Genomic DNA, 24,325 nt, shown 5'->3' with positions numbered 1-24,325 from the left:
CTCCGATGGCCAGGGACTCCCCCGGGAAGCCTTCCCCGAGTAAATGGGGCCGAACCGGTAGTTGTAGGGCCACACTGGTTCGTTCAACGTGCCGTGATGTACGAACGCCCGCGACAGACCGGAGATCTGCTTGCCGTGTGCGGCAGGCCGCAAGGAAGGTCACGTCATGGGGGCATTGCGTCGGTCTCTGCATCTGCCAGTCCCGCCCGGTTGGGCCGTCTGTGGGCCGTCGCAGGGTGGCCCACAGCGACCAACAACAGCCGCCGCTGCTCGCTCCAGGACGTGCGGCACGCGCGTGACGTCCTCGGCGCCGTTCTGCGCGGCCTGCCGCGGCGGCCCCGCACCGAGCTGGGGCGTCTGGTCGCCGCCCTCGACGCGGTCTACCTGGACCGCACCCTCCCCGATCCCTTAGCCGATTTACGTCGGGAGTGGCGGCCCGACGTGTGGTGGTACCGCCGCCTCGAAGGTTGCCGGTACGCCGCGACGGGGGTCGTCTGACGCGCGCGCGGGCCGTGACCGTCCTGTCAGGTCCGGCCCGGCGTTCAGCCCTTCGCCTCCCTGCCGAGGAACCGGCCAGCACCGCCACCCCGGTCGGCAGCGCCACGAGGTGGCCGACGGCGAGGGCGGTGCCTCGCGGCGCGGGCAGGGACGGAACGGCCCAGGTCACCGCCGCGGCCACGAGCACGGTGACCGTCATCAGGGCGAGCAGCGCGGTGATCACAGCCGGCCCGCGTGGCCGCGCCCCCGCCCGGTACAGCTCCGCCCCGGGCCCCAGCGCGACCAGGGTCGTCATCAGGGCGACGAGGCCGGGATCGGGCAGCCACCCGAACGGCCACCCCACCAGGGCGAGGATCGCGGAGAGGCCGAGCCCCACGCACTCCAGCACCACGGTGGTCGCCACTGGCTCCCACACCACCCGCTCCGACCACGCCCCGCCCGATTCCCACCGCCTCATCCCCGCCAGCCCCCGCAGACGGCGCCAGACGCAGCCCCTCCGCCCGTTCCCCTCATCGGCCGACCGTTCCACCACAGCCACCCCCGCCCCCCACTCCACCCCTCCCCACCCAACCACCTGCCCATCCGACCGACGCTTCCCCCAGGTACTCCGGTTAGGCTCAGGCCGTACGACCTTGATCCTTGATCGGGCTCGATCGACGCGGGAGGCCGGGGATGACGGCGCCGGGGCGCAGGAGCAGCACGTTCTCGCGACTGCTGCGGCACGGTTTCACGGACCCCTCGGCGGCCGAGCGGCTGCTGGAGAGTGCGGAGCTGGCGGCCGTACGCAGTGATCCGGTGCTGCTGGACGCCCTGGGGGCGACCGCTGATCCGGACCTCGCGCTCGCGGGGCTCGTCCGGCTGCTGGAGGGGCAGCCGGACCACACGGACCGGCGCAAGGTGCTGGACACACTGATCGCGGCGAAGCCGCTGCGGGACCGGCTGCTGGGGGTGCTCGGCGCGTCCGCCGCGCTGGGCGAGCACCTCGCACGGCACCCGCACGACTGGCAGGCGCTCGTCACGTACGAACCGCAGGACCTGCATCCGGGGGTCGAGGAGTTCGAACGCGGCCTCGCCGAGGCCACCGACCCCGTCTCCCTCCGGGTCGCCTACCGCCGCTGCCTGCTGTCGATCGCCGCCCGTGACGTGTGCGGCACCACCGACGTCGCCCAGGCCGCCGCCGAACTCGCCGACCTCGCCACCGCCACCCTCCGCGCGGCCCTCGCCATAGCGAGCGCGGCCGCGGCGGCGGACGCGGCGCTGTGCCGGCTCGCGGTGATCGCGATGGGCAAGTGCGGCGGCCACGAGCTGAACTACGTCTCCGACGTCGACGTCATCTTCGTCGGCGAGACCGCGGACGGCGCCGACGAGCAGGCGGCCATCCGCGCGGCCACCCGGCTCGCCTCGCACATGATGCGGATCTGCTCCGAGACGACCGTCGAGGGCAGCATCTGGCCCGTCGACGCCAATCTGCGCCCGGAGGGCCGCAACGGCCCGCTCGTACGGACGCTCAGCAGCCACCTCGCGTACTACCAGCGGTGGGCGAAGACCTGGGAGTTCCAGGCCCTGCTGAAGGCCCGCCCGGTGGCCGGGGACCTCGACCTGGGGGAGCAGTACGTCGCCGCGCTCGAACCCCTCGTGTGGAAGGCCGCCGAGCGGGAGAACTTCGTCGCCGACGTGCAGCGCATGCGCCGCCGGGTCGTCGAGAACATCCCGGCCGCCGAGATCGACCGCCAGCTGAAGCTGGGGCCGGGCGGCCTGCGGGACGTCGAGTTCGCCGTGCAGCTGCTCCAGCTGGTCCACGGGCGTGCCGACACCTCGCTGCGCAGCGGCACCACCCTCGACGCGCTGGGCGCCCTCGCCGCCGGCGGATACGTGGGCCGCGTCGACGCCGCCCAACTCGACGCCGCCTACCGCTTCCTGCGCTCCATGGAGCACCGCATCCAGCTCTACCGGCTGCGCCGCACCCATCTCGTCCCCGAGGACGAGGGCGATCTGCGGCGCATCGGCCGCTCGCTGGGCCTGCGCACCGAGCCGGTCACCGAGCTGAACCGCGAGTGGCGGCGCCACGCGGCCGTCGTACGGCGCCTGCACGAGAAGCTGTTCTACCGCCCGCTCCTCGACGCCGTCGCGCAACTCGCGCCCGGTGAGGCCAGGTTGAGCGCCGACGCGGCCCGCGAACGGCTCGTCGCCCTCGGCTACGCCGACCCGGCCTCCGCCCTGCGCCACCTGGAGGCACTGGCCTCCGGCGTCACCCGCAAGGCCGCCATCCAACGCACCCTCCTGCCCGTCCTGTTGGGCTGGTTCGCCGACTCCGCCGACCCGGACGCCGGACTCCTCAACTTCCGCAAGGTCTCCGACGCCCTCGGCAAGACCCCCTGGTATCTGCGGCTGTTGCGCGACGAGGGTGCCGCCGCCGAGAACCTCGCCCGGGTCCTGTCCGCCGGCCGCCTCGCCCCCGACCTCCTCATGCGTGCCCCCGAGGCCGTCGCCCTCCTCGGCGACGGGGACGGCGGCGTCGGCGGCCTCGAACCCCGCGGTCGCGCCCACCTCGAACAGGAGATCCTCGCCGCGGTCGGCCGCGCCGACGGCGCCGCCCAGGGCGTCACGGCCGCGCGCGGCGTACGGCGCCGCGAACTCTTCCGTACGGCCGCCGCGGACATCGTCGGCTCCTACGGCACCGAGGCGTCCCCGGCCACCGCCGACCAGGGCGCGCTGGTCGACCTGGTCGGCGGCGCGATCTCCGACCTCACCGCGGCGACCCTCGCGGGCACCCTGCGCGCGGTCGTCCGCGAGGGCTGGGGCGACACCCTGCCCACCCGGTTCGCCGTCATCGGCATGGGCCGCTTCGGCGGCCACGAACTGAACTACGGCTCCGACGCCGACGTCCTGTTCGTCCACGAGCCGTGGGAGGGCGCCGACGAGCAGGAGGCGGCCCGCGCAGCGAACACGGTCGTGGCCGAGATGCGCCGCCTGCTCCAGCTGCCCAGCGCCGACCCGCCGCTCCTCATCGACGCCGACCTGCGCCCCGAGGGCAAGTCGGGGCCCCTCGTGCGGACCCTGAACTCCTACGAGGCGTACTACCGACGGTGGTCCCTGGTCTGGGAGTCCCACGCCCTGCTGCGGGCCGAGCCCGTCGCCGGGGACGAGGATCTCGGCCGCCGCTTCGTCGACCTCATCGACCCGCTCCGCTACCCGGCGGACGGCCTCGCGGAGGACGCGGTCCGCGAGATCCGCCGGCTGAAGGCCCGCATGGAGTCGGAGCGGCTGCCGCGCGGCGCCGACCCGACCCTGCACACCAAGCTCGGCCGTGGCGGTCTCTCCGACGTCGAGTGGACCGTCCAACTCCTCCAGCTCCGCCATGGGCGGCGCGAGCCGGGGCTGCGCACGACCCGTACGCGGGCCGCGCTGAGCGCGGCGCGGGAGGCGGGCCTCGTCACGGACGAGGAGGCGGCGACCCTCGACGAGGCGTGGGTCCTCGCGACGCGTGTCCGCAACGCGGTCATGCTCGTGCGGGGGCGGGCCGGTGACACGTTCCCCTCCGACAGCCGTGAGGTGGCGGCGGTGGGGCGTTATCTGGGGTATGGGCCCGGTCATGTGGGGGACATGCTCGACGACTACCGGAGGACTACGCGGCGGGCTCGGGCGGTGGTGGAGGACTTGTTCTACGGCACGTGAGGGTGGAGGCCGGGCGCCTAGTAGCTCGGGGGTGCGCCTGTTGTTGGCGGGTGCGGGTGCGTCGTGGTTTCTCGCGCAGTTCCCCGCGCCCCTGAAGAGCGACCGGGGCCGCGCCCCGTGCTTTTCAACGGCGCCCTCCGGCCGCAAGCCCACGCCTCCCGGGGGAGGGCGGGCCGCAGGCCCGTCCCTCCAGGGGCGCGGGGAACTGCGCGAACAACCCCCACCCACCCGCACCCGCCAGAACCACCCGCACCCCCGAGCTATCAGGCGCCCGGCCGCGAACCCCTACGCGCCCTGCGTCCGCCGCGCGTACGCGCGAGCCGCTCGCACCCTGTCCCCGCACCGCGTCGAGCACCACTGCCGACGCCCATGCCGCAGCAGATACCGGTTGCACGGAGGGGACCCGCACGCCGTCAGGCGTTCCGCGTCCGGGCTCGTCAGCAGGTCCGCCGCGTTCGCGGCGAGGACCGCGAGCGCGTGATCGACGAGCTGGGTCGTCGGATGGGCGGCCGCCCGGTACAGGCCCCGCCCCGGTTCCCAGCGCAGCAACGCCGCCGCCGGCGCCCGCGTCAACGCGTCGTTGATCGCGGCGAGCGCGCTCGCCGGCGCCGGCTGCCCGTCGACCCGCGACGCGAGCAACACCCGGATCTGTTCCCGCAGTGACCGCAACTGGGCCGCGCACATCTCCCGCATCCCCGCGTCGACGGGCGCGAGGCCGTGCTCGGTGAGCCAGTGGTTCGCGGTGACGGGGGTGCCGAGCAGGTCCAGGAACTGGCCGCCGGGCAGGGCGAGCGCGCTGTTGGCGAAATCGAGCGCGGGGTACTGCTCGGCCCCCGGCGCGGGCTCCACGATCACGGCATCGTTCATGAGTCTCATGGTACGGGTTGCCCTCATCCGTGAGGCGCGGGTAGTGTCTCTCACGGATACATCGAACTTCATCCGTGAGAAGCTCACGGATATCCCGTATGCCATCCATGAGGGGGATTTCTGCAATGACCGACATCCGCGTCTTCGGCGGCCCCACCGCCCTCATCGAGTTCGGCGGCCTCCGCTTTCTCACCGACCCCACCTTCGACGTCCCCGGCGACTACCCCATCCCCGGCGGCCTGCTGACCAAGACCGCCCCCTCCTCGGTCACGCCCGCCGACCTCGGCCGTGTCGACGCGGTCCTGCTCTCCCACGACGAGCACCCCGACAACCTCGACCGCTCCGGGCGGGCCCTCCTCGCCGACGTACCGGTCACCCTGACCACCGCGGGCGGCGCGGGACGGCTCGGCGGGACCGCGCGGGGCCTCGCGCCCTGGGAGTCCGCGGAACTGCGCCGCCCCGACGGCGGCACCGTCACCGTCACGGCCACCCCCGCGCTGCACGGGCCCGAAGCGCTCGGGACGCAGGCGGTCGAGGCCGTCTCGGGCGAGGTCATCGGGTTCGTGCTGACCGCCCCCGACCTGCCCACCGTCCATGTCACCGGGGACAACGCCTCACTGGCCGTGGTCAAGGAGATAGCGGAGCGGTTCGGTCCGGTGGACACCGTGGTGATGTTCGCGGGCGCGCCCCGCATCGGCATCTTCGACAACGCCCTGCTCGTCCACGACGGCGCCCAGGCCGCCGAAGCCGCACGGATCCTCGGCGCCCGCCGTGTCGTGCCGGTCCACTGCGACAGCTGGGGCCACTTCACCGAGGGCCGCGACGAACTGATCGCCGCGTTCACCGACGCGGGCCTCACCGACCGCCTTCAGCTGGGCTGAACCCGGCGGTGCCGTGGGACGGGCGCGGTGCGCTACGCCTTCACCGGCGCCATCATGCGGCCCCCGTCGCCCGCGATCACCTGACGCGGCAGCGCGTACGGCATCGCTCCGTACCAGAGCCGTGCCACCGCGTAGCCGAAGGCCAGGCAGAGCATGCCGCCGACCGCGTCCAGCCAGAAGTGGTTGGCGGTGGCGACGATGACCACGAGCGTCAGCGCGGGGTACAGCACGCCCAGCACCCGCACCCATGGCACCGAGGCCAGCGCGAAGATCGTCAGGCCGCACCACAGGGACCAGCCGATGTGCATGGAGGGCATGGCCGCGTACTGGTTGGACATGTTCTTCAGGTCGCCGGACGCCATGGAGCCCCAGGTCTGGTGCACCACGACCGTGTCGATGAAGTGCTCGCCGGTCATCAGGCGCGGCGGGGCCAGCGGATAGAAGTAGTAGCCGACCAGGGCCACCGCCGTCGTCGCGAACAGCACCAGACGCGTCGCCGCGTAACGACCGGGATGGCTACGGTAGAGCCACACCAGGACACCGAGCGTGACCACGAAGTGCAGCGTCGCGTAGTAGTAGTTCATACCGACGATCAGCCATGTGACCGAGTTCACCGCATGGTTGATCGTCTGCTCGACGGCGATCCCCAGGTGGTGCTCGACCTTCCAGATCCAGTCGGCGTTGGTGAGGGCCTCGGCCTTCTGCTCCGGGACCGCGTTGCGGATCAGCGAGTACGTCCAGTAGCTCACCGCGATCAGCAGGATCTCGAACCAGACACGCGGGCGTCGCGGAGCCCTCAGCCGATGCAGACGCCTCTGCTCCGGCGCGTCCGTGACGGACCGCGGAGCGGCCTGCTCCCGGCCTTCCTCCAGTGTCGTCACGGTCGTTTCACCCATGGGCACAGAGTCTGCCAGATAAGCCATCCCCCACCGATCATCCTCTGGTCGGGTTCTCTCCGCACATTCTCCGGGGTATCACCAGGGGTCGTCTCATGCGCACGTATTGTCCCCACCCCCGTTCTCTCCGCCTTAAGTACGACTGCGATCCCCAGGCGCCGAAGCGGTCGATCCCCGCACCACCAGCTCCGGCATGAACACGAACTCACTGTGCGGCGCCGGAGTCCCGCCGATCTCCTCCAGCAACGTGCGCACCGCCGCCTGCCCCATGGCGGGGACCGGCTTGCGGATCGTCGTCAGCGGCGGATCGGTGAAGGCGATCAGCGGGGAGTCGTCGAAGCCGACCACCGAGACGTCCCGGGGGACCTCCAGGCCCCGCTGCCGGGCCGCCCGGATCGCGCCCAGCGCCATCATGTCGCTCGCGCACACCACCGCCGTGCAGTCCCGGTCGATCAGCGCCGTCGCCGCCGCCTGACCGCCCTCCAGGGTGTAGAGGGAGTGCTGGACCAGCTCGGTCTCGATGACCGCGGCGTCCAGGCCCAACTGCTCCTGCATCGTGCGGACGAACCCCTCGATCTTGCGCTGCACCGGCACGAACCGCTTGGGGCCCAGGGCCAGACCGATGCGGGTGTGGCCCAGCGACGCCAGATGCGTCACCGCGAGACTCATCGCCGCACGGTCGTCCGGCGAGATGAAAGGCGCCTGCACCTTGGGGGAGAACCCGTCGACGAGCACGAACGGCACGCCCTGCGCGCGCAGTTGCTCATAGCGCTGCATGTCCGCGGAGGTGTCCGCGTGGAGCCCGGAGACGAAGATGATGCCGGCGACACCGCGGTCGACGAGCATCTCCGTCAACTCGTCCTCGGTGGATCCGCCGGGAGTCTGGGTGGCGAGGACCGGGGTGTACCCCTGCCGGGTCAGTGCCTGCCCGATGACCTGGGCCAGCGCCGGGAATATCGGGTTCTCCAGCTCCGGGGTTATGAGGCCCACCAGCCCCGCGCTGCGCTGTCGCAGCCGTACCGGCCGCTCGTAGCCCAGTACGTCGAGGGCGGCCAGGACGGACTGGCGAGTGGTCGCGGCGACGCCCGGCTTCCCGTTCAGGACGCGGCTGACAGTCGCCTCGCTGACCCCCGCCTGGGTTGCGATGTCGGCAAGCCGTGTGGTCACAGGACCGGACTGTACCGGCCGGGCATCCGCTTGCCCACCGGCCCGGCGTCGGGTGCGGGCGGGGGTGCGGCCCACTGCGGGCTGCTGCGTCATCGCGGTCCCTCGTGATTCTGGTCGGTGTCCGTGGGGGCGCCCCTGCGCGAAGAGATGGATTTCGCAAGAGCTGACGGGCTGATGATTCCCGTCCCTGCCATGGTGTGGCAAGAGCTTGCAGAGTCTTTCACGCGCACACGCACCCTCCTTGATCGGCCCCGATACCGGGTTGCGGGGCTATTGAGCGCAGGTCACGGCGGAGTAACCATCACCGCTTCTTGCATTTTTTTGCAGCAAGTACTTTCGTCCGGCTTACATCGCTGTTACGTTCGGCCACGCCCGGCGGCGGCAACGGCGCGCCGGCACTCGGAGGAAGCGGCGGACGGGGCCCTCCTCCAGCACACGGGCTTAACCCTCAAGGAGATCTCATGCGGCGTGGCATAGCGGCCACCGCGCTGGTGGCGTCCCTCGCCCTCGCGGCGACGGCCTGCGGCGGAAGTGACAGCGGCGACTCGGCCGGCGGTCCGGTCACCATCACCTGGTGGGACACGTCCAACGCCACCAATGAGGCACCGACGTACAAGGCCTTGGTCAAGGAGTTCGAGGCCGCCAACAAGGACATCAAGGTCAAGTACGTCAACGTGCCCTTCGACCAGGCGCAGAACAAGTTCGACACCGCCGCCGGTTCCAAGGGCGCCCCGGACATCCTGCGCTCCGAGGTCGGCTGGACGCCCGCCTTCGCCAAGAAGGGCTTCTTCCTGCCGCTGGACGGCACCGAGGCCCTCGCCGACCAGGGCAAGTTCCAGCCCAACCTGATCAAGCAGGCCCAGTACGACGGCAAGACCTACGGCGTCCCGTTCGTCACCGACACCCTCGCGCTGGTCTACAACAAGGAGCTCTTCGAGAAGGCCGGCATCAAGGAGGCCCCCAAGAGCTGGGCCGACCTGAAGAAGGCCGCCGCCACCATCAAGAGCAAGACCGGCGTCGACGGCTACTGGGGCTCCACCCAGGCGTACTACGCCCAGTCCTTCCTCTACGGCGAGGGCGCCGACACCGTCGACGTCGCCGCCAAGAAGATCACGGTCAAGTCCCCGGCGGCCGTGAAGGGCTACGAGACCTGGCTGAGCCTGTTCGACGGCAAGGGCCTGCACAAGGCGGACACCACCGCCGACGCCTACGCCCACATCCAGGACGCCTTCGTCAACGGCAAGGTCGCCTCGATCGTCCAGGGCCCGTGGGAGATCACGAACTTCTACAAGGGCGCCGCGTTCAAGGACAAGGGCAACCTCGGCATCGCCACCGTCCCGGCCGGCTCCACCGGCAAGGCGGGCGCCCCGACCGGCGGCCACAACCTCTCGGTCTACGCCGGCTCCGACAAGGCGCACCAGGAGGCCTCGCTGAAGTTCGTGAAGTTCATGACCTCGGCGAAGTCCCAGGAGACCATCGCCCTGAAGAACTCCACGCTGCCCACGCGTGACGACGCCTACACCACCGAGGTCAAGGCCGACCCGGGCATCGCCGGCTACCAGACGGTGCTCGCCGCCGCCCAGCCGCGTCCCGAGCTGCCCGAGTACAGCTCGCTGTGGGGCCCGCTCGAGACCGAGCTGCTCGCCATCGCCGGTGGCAAGAAGTCCCTGGACAAGGGTCTGAGCAGCGCGGAGACCTCGATCGCCAAGCTGGTCCCGGACTACAGCAAGTGACCCCGTGTGGCCGCCGCGTCCGACCGACCTGTCGAGGGACGGACGCGGCGGCCACCCGGCCCGCGTACCAGCGGAACCGGCCCGCGTACCAGCCGGCCCGATCGTCCAGTGATCTTCCAGAAGGTGTCGAACGATGACAGTCGCCATCGACCGAGCGACCGGCAAGCGCCGCGGTGAGCCGGGCGGGCGCCCGGGTCCGCTGTCGCGTCTGAAGCACTCCTACCAGCGCCACTGGTACGCCTACGCGATGATCGCCCCGGTGGTCGTCGTGCTCGGTGTCCTCGTGGTGTATCCGCTGGTCCGCGGCTTCTACCTCACGCTCACCAACGCCAACAGCCTCAACTCGGCGCGCACGATCGGCGTCAACCACATCGAGGCGACCTACGAGTTCATCGGCTTCGACAACTACGCCGACATCCTGTGGGGCCCGACCGCGTACGACCGCTTCTGGTCGCACTTCATCTGGACGATCGTCTGGACGGCGCTCTGCGTCACCCTGCACTACGTCATCGGCCTCGGTCTGGCGCTGCTGCTCAACCAGAAGCTGCGCGGCCGCACCTTCTACCGGCTGATCCTGGTCCTGCCGTGGGCGGTGCCCACCTTCGTCACCGTGTTCGGCTGGCGGTTCATGCTCGCCGACGGCGGCATCATCAACGCCGGCCTCGAAGCCCTGCACCTGCCGGCCCCGCTGTGGCTGGAGGACACCTTCTGGCAGCGGTTCGCCGCGATCATGGTGAACACCTGGTGCGGTGTGCCGTTCATGATGGTCTCGCTGCTCGGCGGCCTCCAGTCCATCGACTCCTCCCTGTACGAGGCGGCCGAGATGGACGGCGCGAGCGCCTGGCAGCGCTTCCGGTACGTCACCCTGCCGGGTCTCAGAAGCGTCAGCTCCACCGTCGTCCTGCTCGGTGTGATCTGGACCTTCAACCAGTTCGCCGTCATCTTCCTGCTGTTCGGCGACACCGCGCCCGAGGCGCAGATCCTCGTGACCTGGGCGTACTACCTCGGCTTCGGTCAGCAGCCGCGTGACTTCGCACAGTCGGCGGCCTACGGCATCCTGCTGCTGGCCATCCTGATCGTCTTCACCTCCGTCTACCGCCGCTGGCTGAACCGCGATGAGCAGCAGCTCGCGATCTGAGGCAGGAGCCCCCATGAGCACCACGACCGTCAAGACCACGGCCGCGGCGGAGCCCTCGCCCGCGCCGACCGCCATCCCGCGCGCGCCGCGCGGGCGCGGTGAGCGCGGCCTCGCCGGCTCCCTCACCTCGCACGCCGTCCTCATCGTGGCGAGCCTGGTCGCGCTCTTCCCGATCGCCTGGCTGGTCTTCCTCTCCCTCGGCCCGGACAAGGACGACTATCTGCACCCCGGGCGCATCCCGGGCAAGATGACGTTCGACAACTACGCGTTCGTGCTGCAGAAGACGGCGTTCTTCGACTGGCTGGTCAGCACCCTCGTCGTGTCGCTCGGCACGACGATCATCGGTGTGCTGATCTCCGCGACCACCGGCTACGCGGTCTCCCGCATGCGGTTCCCGGGTTACCGCAAGTTCATGTGGGTGCTCCTGGTGACCCAGATGTTCCCGGTTGCCGTACTGATGGTGCCGATGTACGAGATCCTGTCGGAACTCCAGCTCATCGACAGCTACCTTGGTCTCATCCTCGTCTACTGCTCGACGGCCGTGCCGTACTGCGCCTGGCTGCTGAAGGGGTACTTCGACACGATCCCGTTCGAGATCGACGAGGCCGGACGCGTCGACGGGCTGACCCCCTTCGGCACGTTCGCGCGGCTCATCCTGCCGCTCGCCAAGCCCGGGCTGGCGGTGGCCGCGTTCTACAGCTTCATCACCGCGTTCGGGGAGGTCGCCTTTGCCTCGACGTTCATGCTGTCGGACACGAAGTACACCTTCGCGGTCGGCCTGCAGAGCTTCGTCAGTGAGCACGATGCCCAGCAGAACCTCATGTTCGCCACGGCGGTCCTCGTCGCGATCCCCGTCTCCGGGTTCTTCTACCTCGTGCAGAAGAACCTGGTCACGGGTCTGACCGCCGGTGGCACCAAGGGCTGAGCCCGCCACCTTGATGACTCCCGTACGCCTTGCCGTACGGGTGGCGGCCGCGGTGCCCATCCGACCCCGCTGTCACCGCGGCCGCCTCGTCGACCGATCCGAGACTCCGATGCCCCGCACCCCCTTACGTACCAAGGACGTCATGAGCCAGCACTCCGCCATCGACCCGGCCGACAACTCCGCGCTCGCCACGGTCGCCTCCCGCCGCGACTGGTGGCGGGACGCGGTGATCTACCAGGTCTACCCGCGCAGCTTCGCCGACAGCAACGGCGACGGCATGGGCGACCTGGAGGGCGTACGCTCCCGCCTGCCCTACCTGCGTGACCTCGGTGTGGACGCCGTCTGGCTGTCCCCCTTCTACGCCTCCCCGCAGGCCGACGCCGGGTACGACGTCGCCGACTACCGCGCCGTCGACCCCATGTTCGGCAATCTGCTGGACGCCGACGCCCTCATCCGCGACGCCCACGACCTGGGCCTGCGGGTCATCGTCGACCTCGTCCCCAACCACTCCTCCGACCAGCACGAATGGTTCAAGCGTGCGGTCGCGGAGGGTCCCGGCTCGCCGCTGCGCGACCGCTACCACTTCCGCCCCGGCAAGGGCGAGAACGGCGAGCTCCCGCCGAACGACTGGGAGTCGATCTTCGGCGGTCCGGCCTGGACGCGGGTGACGGAGCCCGACGGCACGCCGGGGGAGTGGTACCTGCACCTCTTCGCGCCCGAGCAGCCCGACTTCAACTGGGAGCACCCGGCCGTCGGCGACGAGTTCCGCTCCATCCTGCGCTTCTGGCTCGACATGGGCGTCGACGGCTTCCGCATCGACGTGGCGCACGGCCTGGTGAAGGCCGAAGGCCTCCCGGACCTTGGATCCCACGAGCAGCTCAAGCTGCTGGGCAACGATGTCATGCCGTTCTTCGACCAGGACGGAGTGCACGCCGTCTACCGCGAGTGGCGTCTCGTGCTCGACGAGTACGCGGGCGAGCGTATCTTCGTCGCCGAGGCGTGGACCCCGACCGTCGAGCGCACCGCGAACTACGTCCGCCCGGACGAGCTCCACCAGGCGTTCAACTTCCAGTACCTCGGTACCGACTGGGACGCGGCCGAGCTGAAGGTCGTCATCGACCGCACCCTCGACGCGATGCGCCCGGTGGGCGCCCCCGCCACCTGGGTGCTGTCCAACCACGACGTGACCCGCCACGCCACCCGCTTCGCCAACGAGCCGGGCCTCGGCACGCAGATCCGCCTCGCCGGCGACCGCGAACTGGGCCTGCGCCGCGCCCGGGCGGCGACTCTGCTGATGCTGGCGCTGCCCGGCTCGGCCTACGTCTACCAGGGCGAGGAGCTGGGTCTCCCGGATGTCGTCGACCTGCCCGACGAGGTGCGCCAGGACCCCGCCTACTTCCGGGGCGCCGGCCAGGACGGCTTCCGCGACGGCTGCCGGGTGCCGATCCCGTGGACCCGCACCGGGTCCTCGTACGGCTTCGGCGCGGGCGGCTCCTGGCTGCCGCAGCCCGCCGAGTGGGGCGACCTGAGCGTCGAGGCCCAGACGGGCGTCGCGGGCTCCACCCTGGAGCTGTACCGCACCGCGCTCGCCGTCCGGCGTGAGCAGCCCGCCCTCGGCGCGGGCGACTCCGTCGAGTGGCTGAAGGCCCCCGAGGGCGTCCTCGCCTTCCGCCGCGGCGACTTCGTGTGCGTCGCCAACACCACGGGCGAGTCGGTCACGATCCCCGCGTACGGCCGGGTGCTCGTCGCCAGCGGTGAGCCGACCGTCGCCGGGGACGAGGCGAAGCTGCCGGCGGACACCACCGTGTGGTGGACGACGGCCTGACCGGCACGACCACCGAGGTCCGCACGCGCGACCACTGAGGCCCGCCGCCCCTTCCGGGGTGGCGGGCCTCAGTGGTCGTCCGCGGGTCCGGCCGTCATGCCGTGACCCGGCCGCCGTCCCCCTTCGCGGCGGCGACCACCGCGGAGACGGTGGCTGTCGCGGCGAGGCTTCCCAGCATGACCAGGCCCACGCCGATGCCGTAGAGGCCGCTCGCGTCGTCCGACCAGTCGTAGAACGAGGCGACGGTGAGGCCGGCCGTCGTCCCGGCCACCGCGCCCACGAAGTAGCGGTGCGAGGCCGCCCAGTACACGGCCGCGAGCAGGGTCAGCACCAGCCCGATCACCTGCCACGCCTCGTACGGTCCGGTCGTCGAACCGTCGGGGTGCACATCCCGCCGCTGGTCCCAGCCCAGCCAGGCGGCCCACATCGCCGATGACGCCACTGCCAGCACGAGCACTGTCAACAGCTGGGCGGCGGGGTTGCTCTGTCGTCGAGTCATGCCATCAGCGTCCCGGCCGCGGCGCACCACCCGACAGAGCGCACATACTCAGTTCTTCCCCGAGTATCCGCGCCGACGGCTCCCACCATCCCCAACGCCCGTACCTGTGAAGACATTTCAGGGGCGTGAAGAACGCGTGTCGGGAGGGTTGACCGTTCCATGAACTGGCTCGTACCTTCTGGGCGGTTGAAAGTTTTCAGCCATCTTGCAGCAAGAATCGGCAACGGATCTTGCGTGCACCCGCCTCCGAACTCCCCTTCGGGGCTCCCCAGGACCCCTTCAACGGAGAAGGACCCCACATGGCCAGCAGAACCCTCTCCGGCGTGCTCGCCCTCGCGGCCGGCGCGTCCCTCGCGCTCGCCCTCCCCGCGGGCGGCGCGTACGCCTCCCCGCCCGGTACGAAGGACGTCACCGCCGTCCTCTTCGAGTGGAAGTTCGCCTCGGTGGCCAAGGAGTGCACCACCACCCTCGGCCCCAACGGCTACGGATACGTCCAGGTCTCACCGCCCGCCGAGCACATACAGGGCTCGCAGTGGTGGACGTCGTACCAGCCCGTGAGCTACCGGATCGCGGGCCGGCTCGGAGACGCCACCGCGTTCAAGAACATGGTCGACACGTGTCATGCCGCCGGGGTGAAGGTCGTCGTCGACACGGTCGTCAACCACATGGCGGCGGGCAGCGGCACCGGCACCGGCGGCTCGTCGTACACGAAGTACGCCTACCCCGGTCTGTACTCCTCGTTCGACTTCGACAACTGCACCGCGCAGATCACCAACTACCAGGACCGCGGCAACGTCCAGAACTGCGAGCTGGTGGGCCTCGCCGACCTGGACACCGGCGAGGACTACGTCCGCTCGGCCATCGCTGGGTACATGAACACCCTGCTCGGCTACGGCGTCGACGGCTTCCGCATCGACGCGGCCAAGCACATCCCGGCCGCCGACCTCGCCACCATCAAGTCACGGCTGACCAACCCGTCGGTCTACTGGAAGCAGGAGGCCATCTACGGCGCGGGCGAGGCCGTCCAGCCGACCGAGTACACCGGCAACGGCGACGTCCAGGAGTTCCGCTACGCGTTCGACCTGAAGCGGGTCTTCAACAACGAGAACCTCGCCTACCTCAAGAACTACGGCGAGGGCTGGGGCTATATGAACAGCTCCGTCGCCGGTGTGTTCGTCGACAACCACGACACCGAGCGCAACGGCTCCACGCTCAGCTACAAGGACAACGCGACCTACACCCTCGCCAACGTCTTCATGCTGGCGTACCCGTACGGGGCCCCGGACATCAACTCCGGCTACGAGTTCTCCTCCACGGACGCCGGACCGCCCAACGGCGGCACCGTCAACGCCTGCTGGCAGGACGGCTGGAAGTGCCAGCACGCCTGGCCGGAGATCCTGCGCATGGTGGCCTTCCGGAACGCCACGCGCGGCGAGCCCGTCACCAACTGGTGGGACAACGGCGGCGACGCGATCGCCTTCGGACGCGGCAGCAAGGGCTTCGTGGCCATCAACCACGAGTCGGGCAGCCTGACCCGGACGTTCCAGACCTCGCTCCCGGCCGGCACGTACTGCAACGTCCAGAACAACACGACGGTGTCCGTGAACGGCTCCGGCCAGCTCACCGCCACCCTCGGCTCGAACACCGCACTGGCGATCCATGCCGGTAAGTCCGGTTGTTGACCCTCTCGTGTCGAACTGAAAGCACTTACCGGTGCTTTCAAGCCTCTTGCTGAAAACCTTTCGGCGGCGATACGGTCGCGCGGGGTCGGACCCACCAGAGGGTGTTGTGCGGGACTTTCGCAACGCCCCCAGAGCCGTCATCGCTAGGAGTCCCTCTGTGATACCCAGATGGCCGACGCCGTCGAGGCGCCGTACCGCCCGTGCCGAACGGGCCGCCGTGGTCGGCGCGGTCACCGTGACCGCGCTGACCGCAGCGCTCGTCCAGCCGCTCGCGGCGGGGGCCGCGGCACCGCCCCCGCCGCCGTCCGACGCGAAGCTGGCCGCCGAGCCCGCCCGCCACGACCTGACCCGCGAGCAGTTCTACTTCGTCCTGCCGGATCGTTTCGCCAATGGGGACAAGGCGAACGACAAGGGCGGACTGACCGGCTCCCGCCTCGCCACCGGGTACGACCCCACCGACAAGGGCTTCTACCAGGGCGGCGACCTCAAGGGCCTCACCCAGCGGCTCGACTACATCAAGGGTCTGGGCACCACCGCCATCTGGCTGGCCCCCATCTTCAAGAACCAGCCCGTGCAGGGCACCGGCGAGAACGCCTCCGCCGGCTACCACGGCTACTGGATCACGGACTTCACCAAGGTCGACCCGCACTTCGGCACCAACAAGGACCTGGAGACCCTCATCTCCAAGGCCCACGCCAAGGGCATGAAGGTCTTCTTCGACGTCATCACCAACCACACGGCGGACGTCGTCGACTACAAGGAGAAGTCCTACGACTACCTCTCCAAGGGCGCCTTCCCCTACCTGACCAAGGACGGGAAGCCCTTCGACGACGCCGACTACGCGGACGGAGCCAAGGCGTTCCCGAAGGTCGGCCGGGACTCCTTCCCCAGGACGCCCGTCGTGCCGTCGTCGAAGAAGAACCTCAAGGTCCCGGCCTGGCTCAACGACCCGACGATGTACCACAACCGGGGCGACTCCACCTGGGCCGGCGAGTCCGCCACCTACGGCGACTTCGTCGGCCTCGACGACCTGTGGACCGAGCGTCCCGAGGTCGTCGAGGGCATGGAGAAGATCTACGAGAAGTGGGTCAGGGACTTCCGCATCGACGGCTTCCGCATCGACACCGTGAAGCACGTCAACACCGAGTTCTGGACCCAGTGGGCCACCGCGCTCGACGCGTACGCGGCGAGGAAGGGCCGCGACGACTTCTTCATGTTCGGCGAGGTCTACTCCGCCGACACCTCCGTGACCTCCCCGTACGTCACCCAGGGCCGCCTCGACTCCACACTCGACTTCCCCTTCCAGGACGCGGCCCGGGCGTACGCCTCCCAGGGCGGCAGCGCCGAGAAGCTCGCCGCCGTGTTCGGTGACGACTACAAGTACACGACCGACAAGGCCAACGCGTACGAGCAGGTCACCTTCCTCGGCAACCACGACATGGGCCGCATCGGGACCTTCCTCAAGCAGGACAACCCGAAGGCCGGCGACGCCGAACTGCTCGCCAAGGACCGGCTCGCCAACGAGCTGATGTTCCTCAGCCGCGGCAACCCGGTCGTCTACTACGGCGACGAGCAGGGCTTCACCGGCGCCGGCGGCGACAAGGACGCCCGCCAGACCCTCTTCGCCTCCAAGGTCGCCGACTACCTGGACGACGACCAGCTGGGCACCGACCGTACCCACGCCACGGACGCCTACGACACGAAGGCGCCGCTCTACCGGCAGATCAGCGCGCTCGCCAAGCTCCGCAAGGCCCACCCGGCCCTCGCCGACGGCGTCCAGACCGAGCGCCACGCCGACGACGGCGCGGGCGTCTACGCCTTCTCCCGCACCGACGCCCGCACCGGCGTCGAGTACGTCGTCGCCTTCAACAACGCGGACGACGCCAGGTCGGCGACCTTCGCGACCGGTTCGGCGGGCATGACCTTCAAGGGCATCTACGGGACGAAGGACCAGGTCAAGAGTGACGCCGACCGCAAGGTCACCGTCACCGTCCCGGCCGGTTCCTCCGTCGTCCTCAAGGCCGCAGGCCCGCTCGGCAAGCCCGCCGCGAAGCCGTCCCTCACCCTCAAGGCCCCGGCCGCCGGCGCCACCGGCACGGTCGAGATCGGCGCCGACGTCGACGGCGGTCAGCTCAACCGCGTGGTCTTCGCCGCCCAGACCGGCAACGGCAAGTGGAAGACGCTCGGCTCCGCCGACCATGCCCCCTACAAGGTCACCCACACCATCGGCAAGGACGTCCCCGCCGGAACCGCCCTGCGCTACAAGGCCGTCGTGATCGACTCGGCCGGCCGCACGGCGAGTACCACGGTGACCTCCACCACCGGCACCCCGCCCGCCCCCGAGATTCCCACCGCCTCCTCCCGTGACTACGCGATCGTCCACTACAAGCGCACCGACGGCGACTACAGCGACTGGCGGCTGTACGCCTGGGGCGACATCGCCGACGGCGAGGGCACGACCTGGCCGGAGGGGCACGACTTCGTCGGACGGGACGCCTACGGCGCCTTCGCCTACGTCAAGCTGAAGCCCGGTGCCTCGAACGTCGGCTACCTCGTCATCGACAAGGACGGCACCAAGGACGTCTCCGCCGACCGCTCCATCGACGTCACCAGGACCGGCGAGATCTGGGTCGAGCAGGGCAAGGAGGCCGTCCGCACGGAGAGGCCCGCCGGCGAGTACCCGGAGCAGGACAAGTCCAAGGCCGTCCTGCACTACCACCGCGCCGACGGCAAGTACGACGGCTGGGGCCTGCACGTCTGGGCCGGGGCCGCCAACCCCACCGACTGGTCCAAGCCGCTGGAGCCGGTGCGGACCGACGCGTACGGCGCCGTCTTCGAGGTGCCCCTCGCCGAGGGCGCCACCAGCCTCAGCTACATCCTCCACAAGGGCGACGAGAAGGACCTCCCCGCCGACCAGTCCCTCGACCTCAAGGCGAACGGCCACGAGGTGTGGCTGCTCGGCGGCCAGGAGAAGTACCTGCTCCCGCAGCCCGCCGGGTCCGCCGCCGCCCTCGACCTGACGACCTCCAAGGCGATCTGGATCGACCGGAACACCCTTGCCTGGAACGGCGACGAGGCCGCCGCCTCCACCCAGGTGCTGTACTCCCGCACCGGCTCGATCAAGGTGAAGGACGGCGCGCTCACCAGCACCGACGAGCGCCGGCTCCGCCTCACCAAGTCGTCCCTCACCGACGCCCAGAAGGCGAAGTTCCCGCACCTGAAGGCGTACACCGCCTGGACCGTCGACCCCCGGGACCAGGGCCGGGTCCGCGAGGCCCTGCGCGGCCAGCTCGTCGCCTCCCAGCGGGCCGCCAACGGCGCCGTTCTCGCGGCGACCGGTGTGCAGATCGCCGGGGTCCTCGACGACCTCTACGACGGATCGAACGCCGACCTCGGCCCGACCTTCCGCAAGGGCCGCCCCACCCTCGCCGTCTGGGCGCCCACCGCACAGCAGGTCTCCCTCGACCTCGACGGCACGAAGGTGGCCATGAAGCGGAACGGCGCCACCGGCGTCTGGTCCGTCACCGGCCCGAAGTCCTGGAAGGGCAAGCCCTACCGGTACACCGTCAAGGTGTGGGCGCCCAGCGTCGGCAAGGTCGTCACCAACAAGGTCACCGACCCGTACTCCGTCGCCCTCACCACCGACTCCGAGCGCAGCCTCGTCGTCGATCTCGCCGACCGTTCCCTCGCCCCGCGCGGCTGGACCTCGTACGACAAGCCGAAGACCGTGCCGCTGAAGGACGCGCAGATCCAGGAGCTGCACATCCGCGACTTCTCGATCGCCGACAAGACGGTCCCCGCCAAGGACCAGGGCACCTACCTCGCCTTCACCGACCAGGACAGCGCGGGCGCGAAGCACCTGCGGCGGCTGGCGAAGGCCGGCACCTCGTACGTGCACCTGCTGCCCGCCTTCGACATCGCCACCATCCCCGAGAGGAAGGCCGACCAGGCGACCACCGACTGCGACCTCGGCTCCTACGCCGCCGACTCCGAGCAGCAGCAGGAGTGCGTGGCGAAGGCCGCCGCCAAGGACGCCTTCAACTGGGGCTACGACCCGTACCACTACACGGTCCCCGAAGGCTCGTACGCGACCGACCCGAACGGCACCCGGCGCACGGTCGAGTTCCGCGAGATGGTGAAGTCGCTCAACGACGACGGGCTGAGGGTCGTGATGGACGTGGTCTACAACCACACCACCGCGAGCGGCCAGGCGAAGACCAGCGTCCTCGACAAGGTCGTCCCCGGCTACTACCAGCGGCTCCTCGCCGACGGCTCCGTCGCGACCAGCACCTGCTGCGCCAACACCGCGCCCGAGAACACGATGATGGGCAAGCTCGTCGTCGACTCCATCGTCACCTGGGCCAAGGAGTACAAGGTCGACGGCTTCCGCTTCGACCTGATGGGCCACCACCCCAAGGCCAACATCCTCGCCGTCCGCAAGGCCCTCGACGCGCTGACCCCCGCCCAGGACGGCGTCGACGGCAAGAAGATCATCCTGTACGGGGAGGGCTGGAACTTCGGCGAGGTCGCCGACGACGCCCGCTTCACCCAGGCCACGCAGAAGAACATGGCCGGCACGGGCATCGCCACCTTCTCCGACCGCGCCCGTGACGCCGTCCGCGGCGGCGGCCCCTTCGACGAGGACCCCGGCGTCCAGGGCTTCGCGTCCGGTCTCTACACCGAGCCCAACTCCTCGGAGAGCAACGGCACCCCGGCCGAGCAGAAGTCCCGGCTGCTGCACTACCAGGACCTCGTCAAGGTCGGCCTGAGCGGCAACCTCGCGCACTACCGGTTCACCGACACCAGCGGCAAGGAGGTCAAGGGCTCCGAGGTCGACTACAACGGCAGCGCCGCCGGCTACGCGGACGCCCCGGGCGACGCCCTCGCCTACGTCGACGCCCACGACAACGAGTCCCTGTTCGACGCGCTGGCCTTCAAACTGCCGAAGTCGACGAGCGCCACCGCCCGGGCCCGTATGCAGGTCCTCGCCATGGCGACGGCCGCCCTCTCCCAGGGCCCGGCCCTCTCCCAGGCGGGCACCGACCTGCTGCGCTCCAAGTCCCTCGACCGCAACTCCTACGACAGCGGCGACTGGTTCAACGCGATCCACTGGGACTGCCGCGACGGCAACGGCTTCGGCCGCGGCCTGCCCCCGGCCACCGACAACAAGGCCAAGTGGTCGTACGCCAAGCCCCTGCTGACCTCGGTCGCCGTCGGCTGCGACCAGATCGAGGGCGCCTCGGCGGCCTACCAGGACCTGCTGCGGATCCGCTCCACGGAGGGCGACTTCTCGCTCGACACCACCGGACAGGTCCAGTCGAAGCTCTCCTTCCCCCTGTCGGGCAAGGACGAGACCCCCGGCGTGATCACCATGGAACTCGGTGACCTCGTCGTCGTCTTCAACGCCACCCCCGAGAAGACGAAGCAGACGGTGACGGGCCTCGCCGGAACGGCCTACACCCTGCATCCGGTGCAGGCGGAGGGCGCGGACTCTACCGTCAAGTCCGCGTCGTACGAGGCGGAATCCGGTACGTTCGCCGTTCCGGGGCGGACCGTGGCGGTATTCGCACGCTCGAACCGGTAGGACGCTAGCTTGGGTGGTGCAGGCGGAAAGGGCCTGTACCACCCGAGCCTCAGGGACGAGCAACCGTATGAGTCTCATGGCCGACGAAGGACGCACCACCGTTCTGGTGGTGGACGACGCGGCCGCCAGCCGCTACGCCATGGGCGCCGTGCTGCGCAGAGCCGGACACAGTGTCGTCCCCGTCGCCAGCGCCGGCGAGGCCCTCGCCGAACTCGACGAACGGCACCGCTCGGGCGCTCTGCCCGACCTGGCCCTCGTCGACGTCGGCCTCCCCGACATGAGCGGCTTCGAACTCTGCCGCCGCCTCAAGGCACAGCCCCCCACGGCGGCCCTCCCCGTCGTCCACTTCTCCGCCGCCGCCATCGCACCCGGCGACCGCTGCCAGGGCCTCGACGCCGGCGGCGAGGCGTATCTGACGGTGCCCGCCGAACCCGAGGAGATCCAGGCCGTCGTCCGCGCCGCCGTACGCGGCGCCCGTATGCGCAACGGCGCCGAGGCCCTCGTCCGTCGGCTCACCCTGCTCTCCGAGACCATCGTCGACGTCCAGGCCGCCCGCACCCTCGGGGAACTCGCGACGGCCGCCGCCGAGGGCGCCGCCCGGCTCACCCGGTCACCGGCCGCCGTGTTCGTGCTCGGCGAGGACGGCGAGCTCTACAGCGGCACCTCCCACGCCCGCGCCCGCACCACCCTCCCCGACGCCGGCGCCCACGACACCGTCGGCCGGCTCATCCGGCGCCTCACCGCCGCCGACCCCCGGGCGCACGACACCGTCGTCCCCGCCCCGCTGTGGCCCGCCGGTTTCTTCCGGCCCGGCGTCTGCGAGGACGCCCGCCTGGTGCTGGCCCGCACCGAGGGCGGAACCCCCATCTGCGTCGCCCTGCCCCTGAGCGGCACCCACGCCACGCCCACCGACACCACCGGCCTCGTCTCCCGGCTCGCCCAGGCGACCGCGCTCGCCGCGCAACCGCTGCTCATGTACCAGGTCGAACGGCATGTCGCCCTCACCCTCCAGCACAGCTTCCTGCCCAAGCGGGTGCCCGAGTTCCCCGGTCTGGAAGTCGTCGTCCGCTATGTGCCGGCGTCCCGCCAGACGGAGATCGGCGGCGACTTCTACGCCGCCGTCTCCACCCGCGGCGGCATCCTCACCGCCGTCGGCGACGTCGTCGGGCACTCCCTGGAGGCGGCCACCGTGATGGTCGAGATCCGGCACGCCCTGCGGGCCTTCGCCGTGGAGGAGGCCGACCCCGGAGTGCTGGCCGCCCGGCTCGACCAGATGCTCCAGCACTACCACCCCGACGTCACCGCCACCGTCTGCCTCGCCCTCGTCGAGCCCCGCAGCGGACGCGTCCGCGTCGCCAACGCCGGCCACATCCCGCCGCTGGTCGTCCACGAGGCCGGCGACGCCGAGTACATGAAGGCGTCCGGGCCGCTCCTCGGGCTCGGCCTGGACCGGCCCGAGCCCACGGAGACGACGCTCTGGCCCACGGACCGGCTCCTCATGGTCACCGACGGACTCATCGAGACCCGCGGCATCGACCTCTCGGTGTCCATGGAGCATCTGCGGACCGCCGCGGCGGACGCCCCGCTCGGCACGGTCGCCCTGTGCGACACCCTGCTGCACTGCTTCGGGCGGGACCGGGATGACGACATCGCGATGCTGGCGCTGCGCCTCCGGCTAGGGTGAGCTGATTTTCCACACCCGCTGGAACACCTTGTCGAGGAGCGCACCGATGCCGCAGATCACCGTGGACTACTCCGCCGTACTCTCCGATGGTTTCGACCGGCCCGCGTTCGCGAAGGCCCTCCACGAGGAGGTCGTACGGACCGCCGTGGCCAAGCCGGAGGCCTGCAAGACCCAGTTCCGGCGGACCGAGGACACCACGGTCGGACCCGACACCGAGGGGCACGGCATCGTGCACGTCACGCTGGGCCTGCTCGCCGGCCGCACCGACGAGACGAAGGCGACGCTGACGGAGAACGTGCTGGGCCTGCTCCGCGAGCACGTGAAGGTGACGGAGGGCCTGGCCTTCCACGCGTCGGCGGAGGTACGCGACCTCGACCCCTCCTACGCCAAGTACGAGGTCTAGCCGAGCCGGACCCGGGCGCCCGCCACGGCTGCGCGCGCCCAGCTACGGCCCCGCGCGCCCCGCTACGGCCGGGCCAGGGTCACCAGGCGCCCCATCAGATCGCCGAACGGGCCGTCCTCCGGCTCGTCGGCGATCACCTGGCGCAAAATCGCCGCCATGTCCTCGTCCGACGCCGCGCTCACCGCCATGAGCGCGGCGAAGTCGTGCACGAGCTGGGTCTCCAGCTCCCGCCGCGGGATCTCGCGGCCGTCCAGCCAGATGAGAGCGGTGGACTCGGCCAGGGAGATCCAGGAACGGATGAGCAGTTCGAGGCGCGCGGGCGGGTCCTTGATGTCGAGGTGCGACAGGATCTGGACATAGGCGGCTTGGCGCACGCCGTCGATGAGGGCGTTCGTCCGGGAGGAGCCGAAGGACGGGCCGCCGCGCATCAGGGCGGAGAAACCGGGGCCGTGCTCGTCGACGAAGTCGAAGAAGCGGCGCATCACCCGCAGCAGGCGACCCCCGAGCGGGCCCTCGCGGGGCTCCACGAAACGGTCCGCGAGATCCTCCGAGGCCCGCTTCAACGCGGCCTCGTACAGGCTGAGTTTGCCGGGGAAGTAGTGGTAGACGAGCGGCCGGGAGATACCGGCCGCCGTCGCTATCTCGTCGATGGAGACCTCTTCGGGCGAGCGCCGGCTGAAGAGGTCGAGAGCGACGCCGATCAACTGCTGCCGCCGCTCCTCCACACCCATCCTGCGACGCACACCGGTTCTCATACGAACACCTTACCGATCGATTCCGGCCTTTGAGCGGCTGGATCAGAGGGATCCGGGGGTTCGGAGGGATCGGAGGGATCGGAGGGATCGTCGACGCGTTGGGGGATCGGCGG

At 70.5% G+C, this 24,325-nt stretch carries 16 protein-coding genes; 11 read left to right on the top strand and 5 right to left on the bottom strand.

What is annotated here, in order from left to right:
- Positions 1-282 precede the first annotated feature (282 nt).
- Both M8J73_RS08545 and M8J73_RS08540 read left to right on the top strand, forming a co-directional pair.
- Positions 283-498 (top strand): hypothetical protein, encoded by a 216-nt coding sequence (locus M8J73_RS08545; protein ID WP_055537953.1) that lies wholly within the window; start codon positions 283-285, stop codon positions 496-498.
- A 672-nt stretch (positions 499-1,170) separates the two neighbouring features.
- Positions 1,171-4,173: a bifunctional [glutamine synthetase] adenylyltransferase/[glutamine synthetase]-adenylyl-L-tyrosine phosphorylase gene (locus M8J73_RS08540; protein WP_249828410.1), complete on the top strand. Its 3,003-nt coding sequence runs from the start codon at positions 1,171-1,173 to the stop codon at positions 4,171-4,173.
- A 285-nt stretch (positions 4,174-4,458) separates the two neighbouring features.
- Here M8J73_RS08540 and M8J73_RS08535 read toward each other — a convergent pair whose 3' ends face one another.
- Positions 4,459-5,049, bottom strand: a complete 591-nt coding sequence (locus M8J73_RS08535) for a CGNR zinc finger domain-containing protein (RefSeq protein WP_249828409.1) — start codon at positions 5,047-5,049, stop codon at positions 4,459-4,461.
- Positions 5,050-5,165: 116 nt separating this feature from the next.
- Between M8J73_RS08535 and M8J73_RS08530 the strand changes: the two genes are divergently transcribed.
- A complete protein-coding gene (locus tag M8J73_RS08530; RefSeq protein ID WP_240501077.1) occupies positions 5,166-5,921 on the top strand; it encodes an MBL fold metallo-hydrolase in 756 nt (251 codons plus the stop codon).
- A gap of 32 nt (positions 5,922-5,953) precedes the next feature.
- On the opposite strand, the gene M8J73_RS08525 is transcribed toward M8J73_RS08530, so the two are convergent.
- Both M8J73_RS08525 and M8J73_RS08520 read right to left on the bottom strand, forming a co-directional pair.
- Positions 5,954-6,817 (bottom strand): phosphatase PAP2 family protein, encoded by an 864-nt coding sequence (locus M8J73_RS08525; RefSeq protein WP_055537577.1) that lies wholly within the window; start codon positions 6,815-6,817, stop codon positions 5,954-5,956.
- 132 nt (positions 6,818-6,949) lie between these two features.
- The gene (locus tag M8J73_RS08520) at positions 6,950-7,984 is read right to left on the bottom strand and encodes a LacI family DNA-binding transcriptional regulator (RefSeq protein ID WP_055537578.1); all 1,035 of its coding nucleotides are present in this window, start codon (positions 7,982-7,984) and stop codon (positions 6,950-6,952) included.
- A gap of 461 nt (positions 7,985-8,445) precedes the next feature.
- Between M8J73_RS08520 and M8J73_RS08515 the strand changes: the two genes are divergently transcribed.
- The 4 genes from M8J73_RS08515 (at position 8,446) to M8J73_RS08500 (ending at position 13,605) form a co-directional block, all read left to right on the top strand.
- Positions 8,446-9,717, top strand: coding sequence for an extracellular solute-binding protein (locus M8J73_RS08515; RefSeq protein WP_055537579.1), 1,272 nt, complete (start codon positions 8,446-8,448; stop codon positions 9,715-9,717).
- A gap of 133 nt (positions 9,718-9,850) precedes the next feature.
- On the top strand, positions 9,851-10,855 hold the full coding sequence (locus tag M8J73_RS08510) for a carbohydrate ABC transporter permease (RefSeq protein ID WP_055537580.1): 1,005 nt from the start codon (positions 9,851-9,853) through the stop codon (positions 10,853-10,855).
- Between the two features lie 13 nt (positions 10,856-10,868).
- On the top strand, positions 10,869-11,780 hold the full coding sequence (locus tag M8J73_RS08505; RefSeq protein ID WP_055537581.1) for a sugar ABC transporter permease: 912 nt from the start codon (positions 10,869-10,871) through the stop codon (positions 11,778-11,780).
- Positions 11,781-11,922: 142 nt separating this feature from the next.
- Positions 11,923-13,605: a glycoside hydrolase family 13 protein gene (locus tag M8J73_RS08500; RefSeq protein ID WP_055537582.1), complete on the top strand. Its 1,683-nt coding sequence runs from the start codon at positions 11,923-11,925 to the stop codon at positions 13,603-13,605.
- A 94-nt stretch (positions 13,606-13,699) separates the two neighbouring features.
- Here the strand turns inward: M8J73_RS08500 and M8J73_RS08495 are convergent, their stop codons facing one another.
- Positions 13,700-14,104, bottom strand: coding sequence for a hypothetical protein (locus tag M8J73_RS08495; protein ID WP_055537583.1), 405 nt, complete (start codon positions 14,102-14,104; stop codon positions 13,700-13,702).
- Between the two features lie 299 nt (positions 14,105-14,403).
- On the opposite strand from M8J73_RS08495, the gene M8J73_RS08490 reads away from it, so the two are divergent.
- From M8J73_RS08490 to M8J73_RS08475, 4 genes are all read left to right on the top strand, one after another.
- Positions 14,404-15,786 carry an alpha-amylase gene (locus M8J73_RS08490; RefSeq protein ID WP_055537584.1) on the top strand — a complete coding sequence of 461 codons (1,383 nt, stop codon included), beginning with the start codon at positions 14,404-14,406 and terminating at the stop codon, positions 15,784-15,786.
- A gap of 157 nt (positions 15,787-15,943) precedes the next feature.
- Entirely contained in the window at positions 15,944-21,370 is a 5,427-nt protein-coding gene (gene pulA / locus M8J73_RS08485) for a pullulanase-type alpha-1,6-glucosidase (protein WP_249828408.1), read from the top strand.
- 76 nt (positions 21,371-21,446) lie between these two features.
- Positions 21,447-23,054 carry a fused response regulator/phosphatase gene (locus M8J73_RS08480; RefSeq protein WP_249828474.1) on the top strand — a complete coding sequence of 536 codons (1,608 nt, stop codon included), beginning with the start codon at positions 21,447-21,449 and terminating at the stop codon, positions 23,052-23,054.
- Between the two features lie 46 nt (positions 23,055-23,100).
- Positions 23,101-23,457, top strand: coding sequence for a 5-carboxymethyl-2-hydroxymuconate Delta-isomerase (locus M8J73_RS08475; protein ID WP_055540518.1), 357 nt, complete (start codon positions 23,101-23,103; stop codon positions 23,455-23,457).
- A 62-nt stretch (positions 23,458-23,519) separates the two neighbouring features.
- Here M8J73_RS08475 and M8J73_RS08470 read toward each other — a convergent pair whose 3' ends face one another.
- A complete protein-coding gene (locus tag M8J73_RS08470) occupies positions 23,520-24,212 on the bottom strand; it encodes a TetR/AcrR family transcriptional regulator (RefSeq protein WP_249828407.1) in 693 nt (230 codons plus the stop codon).
- Positions 24,213-24,325 lie beyond the last annotated feature (113 nt).

It is taken from the genome of Streptomyces neyagawaensis (assembly GCF_023516595.1).
Lineage (GTDB): Bacteria > Actinomycetota > Actinomycetes > Streptomycetales > Streptomycetaceae > Streptomyces > Streptomyces neyagawaensis.
Note: the sequence above shows the minus strand (reverse complement) of the source record. Positions and strands in the feature narration are given on the sequence as shown.